Genomic DNA, 17,371 nt, shown 5'->3' with positions numbered 1-17,371 from the left:
GTTTAGCGGGTATCCGTTAATAATCTGTTGGGACTTAATAACGATGCAAGTAAAGGTGAACTTAGCGCTAAGCCACATTTTATCGTTATCTAGTCAATATTGTTTAGCTAATGGCACAGCAGACTACCTGAGCTGATGGGGCAATACAATCACCTGGGACTGAATAATTACAGATACGACCAGATTGAGTGAACACTTGTTAGCTAAAACGCTATTTTTAGTTGATAAATCAAGGCTGAAGAAAAAGTGTGAAACTTGTCACGTGTTATGGAGTGTGTCTGATTTTGTGCGTATTTAAATTAAGTGGTAACTAAGATGTTAATTTGAATAGCGTGCAACTTAGCTTGTTGAAGTCAAACTAGGTGGGAGTATTTTTAATCGATTAAAGATTAAAATAAAAAAATGCAACCTCTATCAAGAGATTGCATTTTTATTAATTGAAGGTGTAATAACTAATTACATCATTACCTTAATACCTAAGAATGCACGGCGACCAACTAGGTCATATAGTGCATCGTTAGTGTATCCTGGTGGAAGCGCATCAAACAGGTTACGTACACCACCATTAATCATGAAGTTTTCATTGATATAGTAAGTTGCACTTAGATCATGAGTCGTCAATGACGGAATATGCCCTGGAGATAGATCTTCAGGTGAACCACCATTTTCAGATACATCGTATGTGACAACTCTATCGATATAACGTGTGTTCCAGCTAACGCTTAAATCATCTAAGCGGTAGTCAATACCTAGGCGGAACTGCAGCTCTGGATCGCCAACTTCACCTTTTTCGTCGTTGATTTCATCTGGACGGTTCTGGAACTCAAGTTTCTCTAATTCGAGTAACTGGTTACCTAATAAGTTAAAGCGAACTTCACCTGGAGTATCAAATGATGCAAGATCTAACGTGTAAGCAGCTTGGAACTCGATACCTTTGGTATTCATTGCTGCAGCGTTCAAATAACCAGAACGAACAAGTTCGATATCATAGGTTGTCGGATTACGGTCAACTTGACTACAGAAATCACTATCTGGGCTGCCTGTTGAATCTACACAGTTATCGGCAACTGTTTGCGTTGCTACATCGATAATTGCGTCTTCAATTTCGATGTCGTAGTAATCGATAGTGAATGATAGGCTATCGGTAAATGTTGGTGTCCAAACAATACCAGCTGTTAATGAGGTAGAGGTTTCAGGAGTTAAATCAGGGTTACCACCTGACAGTGTATCAACACTCACGTTATCGTTAGCCTGGAACCCAGGTGGAATACCTAGTGCTGCACAGTTTGATACACGATCTGGATCGTCATAGATATTATCTGCGTCACAAGGGTCTGACACTCTGCCGAAACCTGGTGAACGTGGGCTAAAGGCTTCTGCAATGTTTGGTGCACGTACTGCTTCACCAAAGGTACCACGTACAGAGACTTCTTCTAGTGGAGCATAAAACATACCCACTTTCCACGCTTCAGTTTTACCAGCGTGTGAGTAATCCGCATTACGGTATGCACCATCTAGACTGAATTCATGTGCAAAAGGAAGATCTTTTAACACTGGAACATTAACTTCAACAAAGTATTCGCTTACATCATACTCGCCATAAGAATCTGGCGTTGCAGCACTTGTTAAGAACCCTGCTTTGGTAAACTCGTCCGTTGTTGTACCTGAGGTTTCTTCTCGGTACTCGAAACCAACAACCATAGCTACTGGACCACCTTGAAGCTCAAATAGCTCTTCAGAATCGGCACCAACTGTACCACCGATGACTTGCTGAGTAATTTTATCTTCACGGGTTACATCTGCTGATACCCAATCACGGGCTTCAGCAGAAGCTTGACCGAAACCAAATGGGTTATAAGCAACACAATCACCACCATTTACAGATGCTGGATCTGTATAGTCATCGCCTTGAGCGCTTGTCACTTGTGAGCGACACGCCGCTAGGCCTGTTTCTGGATCAATAACAGAGTCGACAGCTGCCACGAAGTTGTCTGGAATCAGATCATTAAGCGTTTTACGGCGGTTATTTGTTTCGCCATAAACGTAGTAAAGATCATAATCAAACATGGTTTCGCTGATATCGAAACCACCTTTAAAGCCACCAACATAGCGGAATAGTTCACGACGGTTTTCTGCTGAACGGTTACCTAATTCATCAAAGAACTTAGCGAATGATGCATTAGTTTGACCGCCATCAAGTAGTTCCTGACGTAAGTCTTCATTTAAGAAGGCATTATCTTCTACATTGATATTAATGTTACCAAAACGGAATGAAGGCTGGTATTGCTGCTGAATATCTGATTTTACGTATCTGAAATCAGTGTAAAATTGGATATTGTCTGTTAAATCAAAATTAAATGATGAGCCAACGTTAATTTTATCTACAGCAGGGATATAGTTTTCGTAGGATTCAGTGTTAAAACAAGTGTCACAACCGTTAGGGAATGAACCAAATGCAAAGCTATTGGTTCCGTCACGCTCTTGCTGTGCAATAGGGTTGCCATTGCGGTCGAAGGTTGAGCGGTTGCTGCCAAATGGATTGATAACACCTGCAGCATTAATCATCTCTGAGTAGACGCGTGGTACGCGAAGTCTATCTGCAATACCGTCATCTTCGCCGCCATCGGCTTCGTTCTTAATTGTTCCCCAAGAGTCAAATTGGCGGATATCAGTAGCCATCACTTCTTTAGTACGTTCATAACCAGCATAGAAGGTTACATTACCGCGACCATCTGCGACATCTGCACCACCTAGGACGTCAAATGAATACTCTTGAGTCCCAACACCTTCTAGTGAGCCACTAGTTCGTGCATTAAATTCGAAGCCTTCAAAATCTTCTTTTAAGATAACGTTAATAACACCCGATACAGCGTCAGAACCATAAATTGCTGAAGCTCCACCTGTTACAATTTCAACGCGAGAAATCATGCTAGTAGGAATTGTTGATAAATCAACCTGTGCAGAACCTGGCTGACCAGCAACATAACGTTTACCATTGACTAGAACAAGTGTTCTGTTTGCGCCCAGACGACGTAAATCTGCAGAGCTAGTACCAGCATCTCTGTTACTGTTATTATTACCAATAATAGTATCTGTTGCGCCGATAGCAGGCAATTCAGATAGAATACTACCTAAATCTTGATTGCCAAATTTTACCAGTTCCTCTGCTGAAAGGCTGATGATTGGAGCGGGTTGAGTTAACTCAGCTTTAGCGATTCGAGAGCCGGTAACTGCTACTCGTTCGATTTGTTCATCTTCTGAGTTTTCCTCAGCGAATACAGGCATGGCCAGCGAAGCCGTTAAACCGACTGACATCGCTAATTTTACAGAGCGCGCAAGTTTCGAGTTTGAAAACATATCATTCCCTTAATGTTTTAATTATAAATTTCCACTTCAGGATAACCTCATTTACGCGCGCAAAAGATACCTTTGTTGTTAATTTGTGAATAGATGTGAATTATTTTGTTTTTACCCTGTAGTTTATTTTACTGGGGGAAGGTGCGTTGGTTGGGGTTTTATTTTTATACTTGACATCTTTGTAGTTTATTGTGCCTTTGTTGTTTTCTTGTTTTTGATGCTGGGTATAATTTCTATCTTTTAATTTGGATATCTTATTTAATATTCAATAATGTAAGTTTATGTTTTTATTTTATTATTATAGGTTGTTATGCTTTTTTTGAGGCTGTTTATTCGCTATTTGAAGTAAATCCAATGAGTTTGTAAATATTTTATTACAAATGGGCTGGTTTTCGTTTGTGTTGTAGTCATTTGGCTTAAATTTATATTAATAAACAATATATTTAGTCTTTTTTTTAAGAGTAAATCGAGTGACAATGGCAACAAAGATTACTGATTTTTTTGGATTATTTTGCCTGAATCTTATTCGATCTCGCTATACTTTTGCCCTTTAACCATAGAAGAGTGTGATGACCAAGCCTCTGAATTGCTAAAGTCGTGGTTACCTGAAGACGAGTTAGTTAAGGTTGATCGCTACATTAAACAAGAGGTTAAAATTCAAGGCTTGCTGGTCAGAGGTTATCTGCGTGCCTTGCTGTCGCAGCACAGTGATTTATTGCCCAATGAGTGGTGCTTTGAATACGGTGACAAAGGTAAGCCTAGATTAACTGATACTCAGTTCAAGCAAACTGGCATTCATTTTAATTTGAGTCACAGCGGCGATTGGCTATTGGTTGGGATCTGTGTGCCTAACGCTGAAAAGCGTAATAACCTAGATGCTGTAGAATTTGGCGTCGACATTGAGCGTTGCCGTAGCAGTACCAATATTCATGCAATTTTGAGCCATTACTTTTCTGAACCTGAAAAAGCAGCGTTACTTGCACTGCCGGCAGAATTGCAGCGGGAGCGCTTTTTTGATCTTTGGGCGCTTAAGGAATCTTATATTAAAGCCAAAGGGCTAGGCCTTGCATTATCACTTAAGTCTTTTGCTTTTGATTTCTCGCCAGCGCTTGAGGCTAGCCTTACTGTTAATTCTTGGCAAGGTGATCACAGTATCAATAGTGTTGATGTCAGGGCGAATAACAACATCGACAGCTCTGTCGGTTTAAAAGAGTTATTATTTCTGCAAAATATCGGTCTGGCATTGCAAAGCAGGTTAAATGAAGATGTTGCAGAAGGCATCATTGATAGCAAAGGCTCAGGTGAGCAAGCTGCGGAACAACAAGATACTTTAAGTACAATGATAACCGCTAAGGATTGGCATTGCTGGCTGGGACACTTAGATGAAAGTTATCGTTTTGCATTGAGCATTGGCCCATGTGAAAAAGTCAGGGTTAATGCGTTTGCTGTGGATCTTAGGAGCTTACTTGCTGGTTTTGAACTATAAAAAATGGGGCTTGAATAGCCCCATTTTCATTTCTAACTTTTAGTTATGCAAGCTTAGACAGTTTATTTAACTGGAGTCGGTACAATCTCAAAGGCCGGATTAAACTCCACCATACTATCGGCAATTTTGCTAAAGGCTGATTTATCACCTGTGAGTTTGGCATCACCACTTGCTAGCAACTCTTTTAGGGTGACTTGCCCAAGTAAAATGCGGTTTACATCGGCTTTATTGACGATAAGGTTGGCATCTGCGGCTTGCTCCTTGTCGACCACTGCATTGCTTAAGTTGCCGTTGCTTAGCTCAATATAGAGAATGTCTTTGGTATCAGGTGTAATCACATTCATCTTAACTAAACCGTGCTTAGCCGCCAGTTGACTATCAATTTTAACTGCAAGGAAGTCAAATAGAGTCGGCATGTCCATTTCACTTATCACATCAGCCGATGCAGTTTTAGGTGCGCCCGCTTGAATACCAACGCGAAGTTCTTGAGCGCCAGTTAAGTAGATGTTTCTCCAGCCTGCACCTTCTGCTTGATAGCCTAGTTGCTCATAAGTATCGGCTAGCAATTGACGAGCGGAATCATTTTCTGGCTCGGCCATCACCACCTTATTTAATGCCGTTGCAACAAAACGATATTCACCTTGAGCGTAATCATCTTTAGCACGCTTAATTGCGGCATCAGCGCCGCCCATGTACTCGACAAATTTGGCAGATTCTTGCTTGGTTGGCAGTGGATTAAGGTTGGCTGGGTTCATATCAAAGTAACCTAGATACTTATTGTAAACCGCCTTAGCGTTATGACTATAAGTGCCGTGGTAACCATTGGTATGCCATGTCTTGTAGATAGACTCTGGAATCGTGTCTTCAATTGCATCGCCAATATCTTGTATACCGACACCGTCGTTAGCTAGTCTCAAGGTTTGATTGTGCACTAGGCCGTAGTTATCACGCTGTAGGCGTAAGAACTCGTTGATCTCTTGGTTACCCCAAACCGGCGCTGAGTGCGAGGCAAACAGGACTTCAACATTTTGACCAAAGGCATTAATCATTTCGTTGATATCTTTTGACCACTTGAGCGCATCACGTACTTTAGCGCCGCGCAGCGTGTAGATATTATGCATACCTTGATAAGTTAGCTCACCGGTCCAAAGGGCTTGTTTAGATGGAATATAAGTGATCATTTCTGATTCTGCTTCGGTGCCTGAGGCGTCCATAAACACCATCTCTAGACCATCAATTGTTAGTGTTTCCCATTTGCCTTTGCTGTTTAGGGTGTAGTCTGGTGCGACGTAAGTGATTTCACCTTTTGATAGGCCTTTACCTAGCGCAGCATCAACAATACCGTGGTCATGTTTGCCGAGTGTTGCGCCGTATTGATAAGCAGCGCGGCGGCTCATGGCGTTACCGGCAAGTACGTTCTCATCGACAATCTCTTTAGTGATGTTATCTGAGCCGTAGACTTTGACATCAGGGAACATCTCTTGAATGCCGCGAGAACCGCCGAAGTGATCGGCATGACTATGGGAGTAAATCATGGCGACAACAGGTAAGTCGCCATCTTTAGGTAGGTTCTTTAACGCAAACTCAAGTGATGCTTTTGCAGCTTCTTTGGTTAATAGCACATCGTAAGCTATCCAGCCATTATCACTGCGGATAAGTGTGAGGTTAGATAAGTCGGTACCGCGGACCTGGTAAATACCGTCGCTGACTTTATATAAGCCATTGGGCACCATATTGAGCTGCGCCTGGCGATACAGTGATGGATTGACTGAATCTGGAGTTTTGTCGCTGATAAAAGCAAATTCAGCGCGCAGAATATCGGCGGTCGCTTTATCAAACTTAGCCACTAAGTTTTTAGATGACTGCTCAAATGCACGAGTATCGGCAAAGTTTAAGGTCTCTGCTACCGCTTTATTATGAGCAATAGTATGCGCTGTTGCTTCTTTACCTTGGTAATGCACTGTAATGTGGTCATGCTCATGTTGAGCTGCAGTTACATTAAATGAGAAAATTGACACGATTGAGATAGCAAGTAGAGTCTTTTTCATAAGTCACCCTTATAAGATTGAATTCGTTCAAAGCCTTATGTCTCAATGTTGCAATTAGTTTGTAGGGCACTAATGAGACATCTGCTTAATTGAGGCCAGTATAGGTAACTTGAATTGATTAATAATTAGGGCTAACTTAGAGTTTACTATTTATAATATAAATATATTGAGTGGCAATAGCTGCAAGATTACAGCTGTAGCTTTCGCTTGATTTAGTCACTTGGTTTTGGCATCGAGGCCTGTAATATTTATGTCGCAGCAAAAAGCATTTGATTTGAATTTATTTCGAATCTTTACCGCGGTTTATCGTACTTCATCTTTTAGCCGGGCGGCGGAAGAGTTGGATTTAACTCAGTCGTCGGTCAGTAATGCAATCACGAGATTAAAAAGCACGGTTGGACAGGAGCTGTTTATTCGAGTGGGCAGGGGAGTCAAACCCACAGCAAGTGCGATGGATCTTTATCAGCAATTAGCGCCCGCTATGTCAACGATTGAACAGGTGACTAGCAGTTTTGCTGCGTTTGATGCCGCTTCGAGTGAGCGGACTTTCTATGTATATGCTAGTGAGTCTGCCATACAACTGTTGCAAGGCACAGTAGAGCAAGTGCTACAAGATCTGGCGATCAATATCGTATTTCGCGAACCACCATTAATAGAAGAAGAGTTGCAGATGGAGCTGCAGCTGGAAAAAGTTGATTTAGCCTTAGATATTTGGCTGCCGGAGTCGGCTGCATTTAAGAGCCAAAAAGTCATGCAGGATCAATTAGTCTGTGTGGCGAGAAAGGCTCATCCGAGGATTCAAGGTGCCTTAACACAAGATCAATACTTTAATGAAAAGCACATTATTTTTAAAATGCGTCGCTACAACTTAAGCGTTGCCGACTTGCTTACCAAGCAGGTACTACCTGCACGGCAGATGCACAGCGAGCAATCATCAATTTTGAGTATGATGTCGGTTGCCTCAAAAAGTGATGCTTTGGCTATCGCCTCGAAATCCTATGCTGATGAATACGCAGAGTTGTTTGGATTACAGGTATTTGACCTGCCGTTTGCCGCAGAGCCGATTGAGTATTACATGGTGTGGAGCCATAAGTTACAGCAAAACCCTGCCAATATCTGGCTGAGACAGCAATTACAGTTAGCGATTAAATTACGAGGGCTTGGATAATTCTTAGTTTGTGCGTTTGATTGTATTATTGCTGATTGCAATAAACAAAAATGCCTGTAAGCGGTGCTTACAGGCATTTTTTCAAAGCTGGCTTTTAGCAGCTATTACTGTCTTGCAAGACGTTGGTTGTCTGCTGGATGCTCAAAGTCACTGCGATACGGATTAATGTCTAAACCACCACGGCGAGTATAACGCGCATAAACCGTTAGCTTTGCACACTGGCAGAAACGTTTTAAATCCACAAAAATACGCTCTACACATTGCTCGTGAAACTCATTGTGCTGTCTAAATGAGATTAAATATCTCAGCAGTTTTTCACGATCAATCTTAGGCCCTTGATAGCGGATCATCACTGTGCCCCAGTCTGGCTGAGAAGTGATCAAGCAGTTTGATTTCAATAAATTTGAAGTCAGTGTTTCTGCTACCATGACTTTGTCATCAACACTATCGGTTAAGTAGTCAGGGTTAAAGCTATAGTCATCGACTTCAATGTCTAAATCGTCAATGCAGGTACCCGGCATATCAACTACACGTAGGTGGTTAAACTGCTTAGGTTCAATCACTTTTACGGTAACAGTACCGTCGGCACAGGCACTAAGATCTTCAGTTAAGCGATCTTGTACAGCTTGCACGCTATCGAATCGTGTTTGGTTATAACTGTTTAAGTACAGCTTAAACGATTTAGACTCAATCAGGTTTTTGCTATCAAAACTGAGGTGAAAGTCGGCAATTGCAATCATTGGCTTGCCTTTAGCATTTAGCCAAGATAGTTCGTAGCCAGTCCAAATATCACAGCCATGAAACGGTAATTCATGCGTCAGACCAATGGCATCACGGTTTAATTTACGCGGCACGCCTTGAAGTAAAGATGCATCATACTGCTCTTGATAACCTGTCGACTTTCCTAATGTTAATTCAGAAAGTTCGGGGGCGTTACTATAGGGATCATGATGTTGTGTCATCAATACGGTTTCCATGTCAAAATAGACCCCTATTATAACTGATTTTGGAACTGGCTTAAGTGTCTTCTTTACCTGCTTTAGATCTTTTTTTATCTAAATATCAACAAGCCTACATGGATAAATTGGGTGAACAGCCTAGATATTATGCTGAAGGGCAAGAGTCTGACTGTATTGTTGGCGAGTTAGATAACGATGGTGCTGCTTTTTGGCAAGCCGTTCAGCGTCAACAACCAGGTCAGTTCGACAACGTTGAAACGGCTCTTGAATTGACTCTGCAAGCAGATATAAATCCCTTTTTTGGTGGTTATTTTTCAGCGCCGTTATTCTTTGATTCTCCTTGGGGAGCGGGTGAGCTGATTCAAGTATGGAATCAAACGGATTTTGAGTACCTGCAGCAAAATATCATCGGTCATTTAATGATGAAGAAAAAGCTTAAGCAGGAGCCAACCTGGTTTATTGGGGTGCTAGATGAAGAAGATAAAATGCTTACCGTCAATAATAGCGACGGCAGTGTATGGATTGAGATCCCAGGTGAAGTGCAAAGTACCCAGTTGGCGGGTTCTTTAAATGAGTTTATTGGTTTTGTTACACCACGAGTGACTCCAGCGGTTAAGCCTGTTGAAGAATCAATGCCTGCGCTTGACCATCCTGGTATTTGGCAAAGAATGAAGCTAATGTGGGCTAATTTACGCGGAAAATAGTCTGCTGATATCTAACATCGATGAAAATGGCGCTTATATTTTCTTTTACTAGAAATGTATCAGCGCCATTTTTACAGCTATAAATAGTTATTTGGTGGCTTATACCAATCAGTATAAGAATTTGATCAGCTCAGAACGATTTTTGGCAAACTAATTCAAGGCGAATAGCTGTAATAATGGTTATTCCCTTATAAAGCTATTTAACGCAGAAGTAGGCAGCCAAAAACGTTCCAGACTGGCGAGTTTTAGCGATTCTGATGCTGTGTTAACGAACTTGAACGTAGAACAACTATGCTCTTCATTCGTTGCCTTGCCTCAAAACCGCTAAACTCTCGCTGAGTGACTAAATGTTTATACTGATTGGTATTATAAGTGATCCCAAGAGATATTGGACACAATGCGACAGGTATCGCAGCGGAAATGGAACATATCCAATAAAGGTTCATCGAGTAACCACTCTTTACTGCCACATTTTGGGCACGGACGTTGCTTTTCAACTGCTAAGCTTTCGCCGCCAACGCGGTACAAATAGTAATAGGTCGGTATTTTCGTTAAGTATTCGACTCTGCCACGCAAGTCCCAGCCACGCCTAAATAGGTCGCTTTGGTGGCTAGTTAACTCTTCCAGTGCGGCAAATTCAGCTTTTGTTGCTGCCGCCATCTGTAATTCATCACAGGCTTGCCATTCTGTTTGCCAGCGGATCATCCGTTTATGGTCGCCATTGGCTGTCGCTGGAATTTGGTAAAGTGGAATAGGCTGTAAAGTATCACCGTTTCTTAAAGGTGAGCACATATGTACATAACTGGTATAAAGCAGCTGCCAACTTGGTGTGTCTTGGCTAGAAACCTCAGAATTAATATCTTGGCCGATATATTTTTCACGTGGCGCCAGCAGTTTTGCTTCCGTTAATTCTTCTAGTGCGCTATTGACCCAAGGGCTATTAAAACGCTTAGAAAGGCTGCTTTTTTCTGGTGTTAGCATGCGCGCTTTAAATTCACCATCGTTAAAAGCTACGGCAAATTCGCGCCCTAAAACCTGACCATTGGCTCGATAAGCTTCGAGTAATCCATTAATGGCTTTTTCTGCTGCAGTAATTGTGGTGTTATCAAAGCATTCGAATCTTAATTCTACAACATGCATTATTTTTCGGACCTTTCAGAGGTTATGTGAGTCTGTTTAAACTGATCAAACTGCTGTTTGAGTGTACTAAGTTCAGCTTTTAATTCACTAAGCTCATTTTCAAGCTGTACCAGTTTATCAGCATGAGCTGTAGAGGTGCTATTTGCTTGGCTTAGCGTTGCTGGGCTCGATATTGTACTTGATATAGCTTGCTTATCTTGTTCGCTTAACGATTTAAATTGCTGCAAACCTTGAATTAATACCCGCATAGGAATGCTATTACCTAATTTGGTTTTAATGAGCGCTAAACTCGGCTCTTTGCCGTCGTCATATAGCTTTTTGGCCGCAGCTAGCACTTGTTCTAATGGGCTCATGATTAGTTAAATTCCTTACTCATTGGTGTTTTTCATTATTGTAATCCAAACAGAACATAAGATAATAAAAATAAACCTATTAAAACAATGGCTTACTGTCTGGTATGTTATTTGCTTTTCAATTGAAACTAAAAACAAAATGATTACAGGGCGTTAAAATGAAAAATAAATTATTAGGTTTAGCATTTTTCGGGATTGCAAGCTTAGGGCTAACGGGGTGTGTGGTCAATGTTGGTGATGGAGAATCTGATTGGGATAATAATGGGGCTTGGGAAAAAGTTCAGGATAAAAATCGTGACAATTTGGCAAGGATCGCCTTAGGCATGTCAAAAGATCAGGTGGTTACTTTAATGGGAACGGCTGATTTTAATGAAGCTTATATCCAACAAGATAAAGAAGTTTACGTGCTTTTCTACCGCACTCAGCGTACCCATGGTGATGGTAAGACCACAAAGGATGAATGTACTCCTGTGGTGATAAGCAATAACTCAGTTGTTGGTTGGGGTGAGATGGCTTACAGCAAAATCTAGTTCTGCTAGATATAAAGCATAAGATTATGCTCTTCTTAATAAGGTGTCCAGCTGGTCAATAACTTCGGTCCACTGGGCATCTTCACTCAACGACTCCGCTAAAAAATGTTTTTGCGACGCCGTCCAGAACGGCGCTTGTTGTAGCAATATATTACTGGGTAACTGATGCCCGCTAATAAACCTTTCGATAGCCTCATCGTCATTCGCGAGTCCCAGTTGTAAAAACAGGTGTGATAGATCTTGGGGAGTTGTATCCATAATAGCGCTCTACATAATGACGTTATTTAAGTATGGCTGATAAATGCTGTTTTCATCAGACAAACTTAGCTTGCTAACTTGGTGACAGCTAAATACCGGATTCTAACATATGGCTGATTGTTTCTGATTATTTAATATTGGTTATTAATTGCACTTTCTAACATTCTTGTTACATTGGTGTTGTGTGATCTTGGTTAAGGATAATAACAATGCAAAAACAAGCCATGGAAGATTGTCGTGCGGTATACCTAACTGCTGAAGATTTACGTATTGCGGCCTCGATTTTATATAACGCTTATCATGATGATCCGTTCTTTAGAGAAACACTGTTTACTGGGGATCAAGCACAGTACGAACAAAAGTTACGTGGTGCAATTCGAGAGGAACTTAATGAGCTTTGGCAGCAAGAGCAGGCGCTTATTGGCGTTTTCGCTGAAAAACGCATGGTGGGTGTAGCTTGTATTGTCACCCAGCAAGTGCCATTGGGCGAAGCGCGGTATTGGCATTGGCGATTAAAGATGTTGTTAAGTGCCGGTTGGCACTCTACTCAAGCCCTGATTAAAAAAGAACATCAAATTATTGAAAACTTACCTAGCAGCCAGTGTGGCATATTACAATTTATTGCTATTGCGAATGTAGAGCAGCGAAAAGGTTATGGCGGACAACTCATTACCGCGGTACAGAGTTGGTGTGACGAGCAACCACATCTTGATGGTGTTGGTGTTTTTGTCAATTTACCTGCTCATATTGGATTATTTCGTCGGCATCACTTTGAAATAGTAGAATCGCTGAAAATTGGTAATGTAGACGGGGAACTATTGTTTTATCGGGGGATTGTCAATGAATAAGCGTTATGCCTCTTTTACCGAATTCTATCCGTTCTACTTGTCCCAACATCAAGATAAAACCTGTAGAGGTCTACACTATATAGGCAGTACATTAGTCTTGGTGATAGGCATCGCAATTTTGTTTACCCAGCAATGGATCATGCTGTTGTTATTACCTGTTATTGGTTATGGCTTTGCTTGGGTTGGCCACTTCCTTTTTGAGAAAAATCGTCCAGCCACATTTCAATACCCACTATATAGCTTTATGGCTGATTGGGTAATGCTATTTAAGGCGTTAACTAACAGAGATTAATGGCAAATTGGTTTTCGGATACTTTCTTTGTAAGAGATCTCTCACGTTACTGTGAGATATGAATATTCACAAGTTGCAGACTTTATTGCATTACCTCTTTAAGTCTATATTTATCAGCTGTTTGTGGTGTTGCTACATTGTTTCTCTTTGGTTTGCTTTATGTGTCCTTACTCTTTTGGGCAGTATTTTCTCCATCGTAGGGATAAAATGGCTACCAGAAACTGAAGAGCGCTGAAAGGATCTGGTTTAAATCAGTTTTTTATTACTGACTATGATTATCTTGAGTTAAATGCTTTATGGATAAAGCGAATGTTAGCTGAAAATATTCAAGTGGTAATAATTTGCAGGATGCAAATAGGACAACCTCAGGATGGGGATTTTAGCTTAGGATAAGCTAATGAAAGGATTCAGTATGTTTACATACAAGGACATAAAAGGATTTACAAGGAAGAAGCAGGAAGCAAGTTAACCAAGGATGATGCAGGGATCGCATATATATAGCGGGAAAGCTAAAATAAAGCTGTACTGAGGCGCACCAATAGGTGCGCCTCTTCCGTATTGGCACTTTTTAGATTATTAGCTTATAACTTTGTGAGAGATCTCTTACAAGCGCGTAAGATATTTATCCAAAAAATACAGAAATAATCTGCTTTTTTATTATTTTTCAATAAAAACCAGCTAGTTGGGTGAACATTGGTGCGAATCGCTTTATAAGTGGTATGTTAAATAAATGTTTGGTGCCACCTTTGGGTGAGATTTTAGATTATTATTTAATTGTGCAAGGAAGCATGGTTAAAGGAAGATTTAGGGACAAAGATGATTGTCGATGGAGCGACGATTAAAGGGACGACTATCAAGGAAGAGGCAATCAAGGATTGATTGTCAATACGACTAGGGACTAGCCGGATAATCCAGGATGGACGTTTTGTTACCTAGGAAGGTGGCATACTATGGATAGTATATGAATGGATGCTCAAGGAAGACGCTGGACACACTCAGGATAGAGTAAGCTTGATAAATGGATTATCAAGAGAATGGATTCGTATCGTAAGGTACAGGGATTAAAAGGACAAGGACGAAGCAAGGAGCTAAGTTACGCATGGATGGTGCAGGGAGCACTCGCATAGCAGGATGAGCTTACACAATGACAGAAAAGGCACGACCCCTAGTGGGCCGTGCCTTTACTTCTTTAAGGGCTGCTTATTTTATGCTTTAGTTTGGTATGCCGACTATCGCCGGCACACTTTTAATACCTACTTACAGCTCCCCGAGCTACAGTTACCGCGAGAACGGCCACCACAACCTCCACCAACAGAACCTTTAGCTTCAGGTGCTTCATGCCACTCAGGTTCGGGGAAGATTGGCCATTGAATCTTTTGGATCTTTTTACCGTGCATCCATAGGCTTCCGCGATATTGATTGATACCGTCGGTACTGAATTCAAACAGGTACTTTACTTTCCAAGTTAAACCACTGCTGCCACCTAAGCTAGGTTTTGCCGACTCTTGAGCAATAGCGAGCAGTTGTACTTTTTGCTTTTTGCATTCTTTATTGGTGAATATTCGGCTTAGTTCTGCCATTTGTCTTAATTGCCAGAAAAAAGCAGCGATCATTATCACTAAGGCAATTATTAAAAAATCTGTCATCATCCTTTCGTTACCTTGAATAATCCACCAATAGCAGCTGCTAATTCTGCACTGCGATCAGGGTTTCGCAATTGGCTAAGTAGCTGGGTGCGAATTAATGGAATAGCCACAATATCAGCAAAAATCTGGTTAAAGAAGTGCTGCGGTTGTTTTGCTAAGGCTTCTAAGTAGATAGTGAGAGTTTGCTCATCTTTTAAGACTGACCAGTTACGGGCCGCAATGGTAATTAGCATTTCAGCTGATAATTGGCCTGCAACGTCTAATTCAGCAACCGCTTGTTGGCCTAGTTTTGGTTGAGATGCGATTCCACGAAGAAAATAAGGTTTGTGGGTCAGTTGTGCAATTTGCAGTTGCTGGAGTACTTTTTCTGCTAGCGAGTCTTCAATATTTAAGTGCTCTAAACACTGACACACGGCTATTTTGACTTCTAATGCCCAATTATTAAAACCATCAACTAAAATGCTTTGGTGATCTAGCTCCTGACTTCTTACACAAACATCGGCAATTCCCTGTAAGCCAATATTTTGCCATTGTTCACTTGGGTGCTGACCAGATAAGTATTGATAAGCGAACTCATATTGCGGCGATGCTTTTTCACCAAGCTGCTTTCTCACTAAGGCATTAAAGACCGCGAGTTTCTCTTGCGTAGGTTTGAAATTAAATGGGTGATTAGCCATCTGTTCTTGTTGTTGCTCAGTGAGTGGCTGAGTTGGATCGCGACCAAGGGCTTCAACAATCATCTTAATAAACTGGGTACGTGGGGCTGGCGATAATAGTCCCCGTTCATCGAGGGGGAGTTTTATAAACCAAATATAGTGCTGCTGGCTGGCATCCCAAAATACAATTGCAAACTGTGCATGACCTTGAATAGGTGAAGGATAAGGGCAATGCAGTTCTTCTATCTGATGAAAAGCCATCATATCGATATGTTGTACTCGACGCCCCATGTCATAAACTTGGAATTGAGTATTAGCAGTTTTTAAAAAGTCGCTTAGGGTCGTTATCTGTGTCATATCGTTATCGAGTGTAGGAAAATTAGCGCATATTATAGGGATAAGTCTGCTGAGATGGTATCATCGCGCGTTAATTTTCCAGCGCCAATAATAGTCGCTGTAAGCCGCAGCAAGAGAGGGCAGTTTGATAACAGTAAAAGCAAAAGACAAGTTGCTGGCTTTAGAGGTTGAGCTGGGTAAGCAAGGTTTATTAAGTGATACGCCGCCAAGCGAGCGAGCACTCGCAAGTACAACGCCATTTGCCTGTGATGTTATGCCGTTTGAGCAGTGGTTACAGTTTATATTTTTACCCAGACTGCATCAGATTTTAGATAATAATATGCCATTACCTACTGCAATGAATATTGCACCAATGGCCGAACATGTTTGGGCAAAGCAAACTGATTATCGTCATATTATTTCTATTCTTACAGAGCTAGATAGACTAGTTAGTAAGGCGTAATAACAGGCTTACAAGAGAGTTTTCAATGAGTGATACAACCCAAAAAATAAGCGAACAATCAGAAGAGCCCTTATTTGAACAAGCGCCTTTAGATGAGTCTGTTGCCGAAGAAGAGCAAGAGATTGCACCGCATATAGAAGTACTGTTTGAAGATGACGACATTGTGGTGATCCACAAGCCTGCAGGTCTTTTAGTGCACCGCAGTTATCTTGCTCGCCGAGAGCGTTTTTTTGCCATGCAATTAACCCGTGATCTTGTTGGTTGTCATGTGTTTCCGGTGCATCGTTTAGATCGCCCTACATCGGGTATTTTGTTGTTTGCTAAAAGCAGTGAGATGGCTAATGCACTGTGTGAGCAGTTTGCTGCACACTCGGTTGACAAAGAGTATCTTGCACTGGTTCGTGGCAATATGCATGAAGCTGCCACACTTGATTACCCGCTTAAAGAAGAGCTCGACGATTTAGGTGATAAAGATGTTGATCCTAACAAAGCGGCTCAAGACGCTGTAACGTCATACAAGCCATTACTAAACAGTGAGATCCCATTTCCATCTGGGCGCTATGCTACGAGCCGTTACGGTTTAGTTCACCTCTCTCCGCATACCGGTCGCAAACACCAACTTAGGCGTCATATGGCGCATTTACGTCACCCAATTCTTGGTGATACGACCCATGGTGACGGTAAGCAAAATAAGTTTTTCCGCACTCATTTTGGCGTTAACCGTTTGTGGCTCATCGCTAAAAAGTTGTCTTTTAATCATCCTCGTACTGGCGAGCGTATGAGTGTTGAGACAGAGCTTGAACAAGAATGGTTAGATTTATTTGCCGGGCTTGGCTGGCATGATGAACAATTAGCCAACGATAAATTATCCTTGGATATTGCTTGAATAAAGCCTAATACCGTTAAAACAAAAAAGCCGTAGCATTGATTGTGTTACGGCTTTTTTGTTTTATTAAAATTTATATAAACGATGGATTATGACTTTTTGGGTTTGGCTGACGCAGTGCCACTAAAGTTGTTGGTAAGTGCGCTAGTATTTGTAGTGGTCAAGTAAAACTGGACACGGACTTGTACGTATTCCAAAATCTTCGTTCAGATTCATTTGGGGTCAAGCCGCCATTATAACT

The 17,371-nt window shown here is 41.4% G+C and carries 16 protein-coding genes; 8 read left to right on the top strand and 8 right to left on the bottom strand.

Going from position 1 to position 17,371, the window contains the following annotated elements:
* Positions 1 to 456 precede the first annotated feature (456 nt).
* Positions 457 to 3,357 carry a TonB-dependent receptor domain-containing protein gene (locus tag L2748_RS17350; RefSeq protein ID WP_220782215.1) on the bottom strand — a complete coding sequence of 967 codons (2,901 nt, stop codon included), beginning with the start codon at positions 3,355 to 3,357 and terminating at the stop codon, positions 457 to 459.
* Between the two features lie 511 nt (positions 3,358 to 3,868).
* Between L2748_RS17350 and L2748_RS17345 the strand changes: the two genes are divergently transcribed.
* Positions 3,869 to 4,843: a 4'-phosphopantetheinyl transferase family protein gene (locus tag L2748_RS17345; RefSeq protein WP_276516351.1), complete on the top strand. Its 975-nt coding sequence runs from the start codon at positions 3,869 to 3,871 to the stop codon at positions 4,841 to 4,843.
* Positions 4,844 to 4,905: 62 nt separating this feature from the next.
* On the opposite strand, the gene L2748_RS17340 is transcribed toward L2748_RS17345, so the two are convergent.
* Complete coding sequence (locus L2748_RS17340; protein ID WP_220783077.1) at positions 4,906 to 6,891, bottom strand: alkyl/aryl-sulfatase; 1,986 nt, start codon at positions 6,889 to 6,891, stop codon at positions 4,906 to 4,908.
* A gap of 250 nt (positions 6,892 to 7,141) precedes the next feature.
* On the opposite strand from L2748_RS17340, the gene L2748_RS17335 reads away from it, so the two are divergent.
* Entirely contained in the window at positions 7,142 to 8,059 is a 918-nt protein-coding gene (locus L2748_RS17335; protein ID WP_220783076.1) for a LysR family transcriptional regulator, read from the top strand.
* Between the two features lie 104 nt (positions 8,060 to 8,163).
* On the opposite strand, the gene queF is transcribed toward L2748_RS17335, so the two are convergent.
* Positions 8,164 to 9,021, bottom strand: coding sequence for an NADPH-dependent 7-cyano-7-deazaguanine reductase QueF (queF, locus tag L2748_RS17330; protein ID WP_220783078.1), 858 nt, complete (start codon positions 9,019 to 9,021; stop codon positions 8,164 to 8,166).
* A gap of 59 nt (positions 9,022 to 9,080) precedes the next feature.
* Here queF and syd point away from each other — a divergent pair, with 59 nt between their 5' ends.
* Positions 9,081 to 9,722 carry a SecY-interacting protein gene (gene syd, locus L2748_RS17325; protein ID WP_220783075.1) on the top strand — a complete coding sequence of 214 codons (642 nt, stop codon included), beginning with the start codon at positions 9,081 to 9,083 and terminating at the stop codon, positions 9,720 to 9,722.
* 366 nt (positions 9,723 to 10,088) lie between these two features.
* Here the strand turns inward: syd and L2748_RS17320 are convergent, their stop codons facing one another.
* Both L2748_RS17320 and L2748_RS17315 read right to left on the bottom strand, forming a co-directional pair.
* Positions 10,089 to 10,862 (bottom strand): Zn-ribbon-containing protein, encoded by a 774-nt coding sequence (locus L2748_RS17320; RefSeq protein ID WP_220783074.1) that lies wholly within the window; start codon positions 10,860 to 10,862, stop codon positions 10,089 to 10,091.
* Positions 10,862 to 11,215 carry a DNA-binding protein gene (locus L2748_RS17315; RefSeq protein WP_220783073.1) on the bottom strand — a complete coding sequence of 118 codons (354 nt, stop codon included), beginning with the start codon at positions 11,213 to 11,215 and terminating at the stop codon, positions 10,862 to 10,864. The genes L2748_RS17320 and L2748_RS17315 overlap by 1 nt, the downstream gene beginning before the upstream one ends.
* 158 nt (positions 11,216 to 11,373) lie before the next feature.
* Here L2748_RS17315 and L2748_RS17310 point away from each other — a divergent pair, with 158 nt between their 5' ends.
* A complete protein-coding gene (locus L2748_RS17310) occupies positions 11,374 to 11,745 on the top strand; it encodes a DUF3192 domain-containing protein (protein WP_220783072.1) in 372 nt (123 codons plus the stop codon).
* A gap of 24 nt (positions 11,746 to 11,769) precedes the next feature.
* On the opposite strand, the gene L2748_RS17305 is transcribed toward L2748_RS17310, so the two are convergent.
* Positions 11,770 to 12,003, bottom strand: a complete 234-nt coding sequence (locus L2748_RS17305; RefSeq protein ID WP_220783071.1) for a DUF2789 domain-containing protein — start codon at positions 12,001 to 12,003, stop codon at positions 11,770 to 11,772.
* A 209-nt stretch (positions 12,004 to 12,212) separates the two neighbouring features.
* Here L2748_RS17305 and L2748_RS17300 point away from each other — a divergent pair, with 209 nt between their 5' ends.
* Both L2748_RS17300 and L2748_RS17295 read left to right on the top strand, forming a co-directional pair.
* A complete protein-coding gene (locus L2748_RS17300; RefSeq protein ID WP_220783070.1) occupies positions 12,213 to 12,851 on the top strand; it encodes an N-acetyltransferase in 639 nt (212 codons plus the stop codon).
* Positions 12,844 to 13,143 (top strand): Mpo1-like protein, encoded by a 300-nt coding sequence (locus L2748_RS17295; RefSeq protein ID WP_220783069.1) that lies wholly within the window; start codon positions 12,844 to 12,846, stop codon positions 13,141 to 13,143. Before L2748_RS17300 ends, L2748_RS17295 begins: the two co-directional genes overlap by 8 nt.
* A gap of 1,253 nt (positions 13,144 to 14,396) precedes the next feature.
* Here L2748_RS17295 and L2748_RS17290 read toward each other — a convergent pair.
* Positions 14,397 to 14,792 carry a DUF3301 domain-containing protein gene (locus tag L2748_RS17290; RefSeq protein ID WP_220783068.1) on the bottom strand — a complete coding sequence of 132 codons (396 nt, stop codon included), beginning with the start codon at positions 14,790 to 14,792 and terminating at the stop codon, positions 14,397 to 14,399.
* On the bottom strand, positions 14,789 to 15,802 hold the full coding sequence (locus L2748_RS17285; protein WP_220783067.1) for a DUF3549 family protein: 1,014 nt from the start codon (positions 15,800 to 15,802) through the stop codon (positions 14,789 to 14,791). Before L2748_RS17285 ends, L2748_RS17290 begins: the two co-directional genes overlap by 4 nt.
* A gap of 124 nt (positions 15,803 to 15,926) precedes the next feature.
* On the opposite strand from L2748_RS17285, the gene L2748_RS17280 reads away from it, so the two are divergent.
* Together L2748_RS17280 and truC are read left to right on the top strand one after the other, a co-directional pair.
* Positions 15,927 to 16,244 carry a YqcC family protein gene (locus L2748_RS17280; protein WP_220783066.1) on the top strand — a complete coding sequence of 106 codons (318 nt, stop codon included), beginning with the start codon at positions 15,927 to 15,929 and terminating at the stop codon, positions 16,242 to 16,244.
* A 25-nt stretch (positions 16,245 to 16,269) separates the two neighbouring features.
* Positions 16,270 to 17,130 carry a tRNA pseudouridine(65) synthase TruC gene (truC, locus tag L2748_RS17275; RefSeq protein WP_220783065.1) on the top strand — a complete coding sequence of 287 codons (861 nt, stop codon included), beginning with the start codon at positions 16,270 to 16,272 and terminating at the stop codon, positions 17,128 to 17,130.
* The last annotated feature ends 241 nt before the right edge of the window (positions 17,131 to 17,371 follow it).

It is taken from the genome of Shewanella sairae, from assembly GCF_023283535.1.
Classification (GTDB): domain Bacteria; phylum Pseudomonadota; class Gammaproteobacteria; order Enterobacterales; family Shewanellaceae; genus Shewanella; species Shewanella sairae.
Note: the sequence above shows the minus strand (reverse complement) of the source record. Positions and strands in the feature narration are given on the sequence as shown.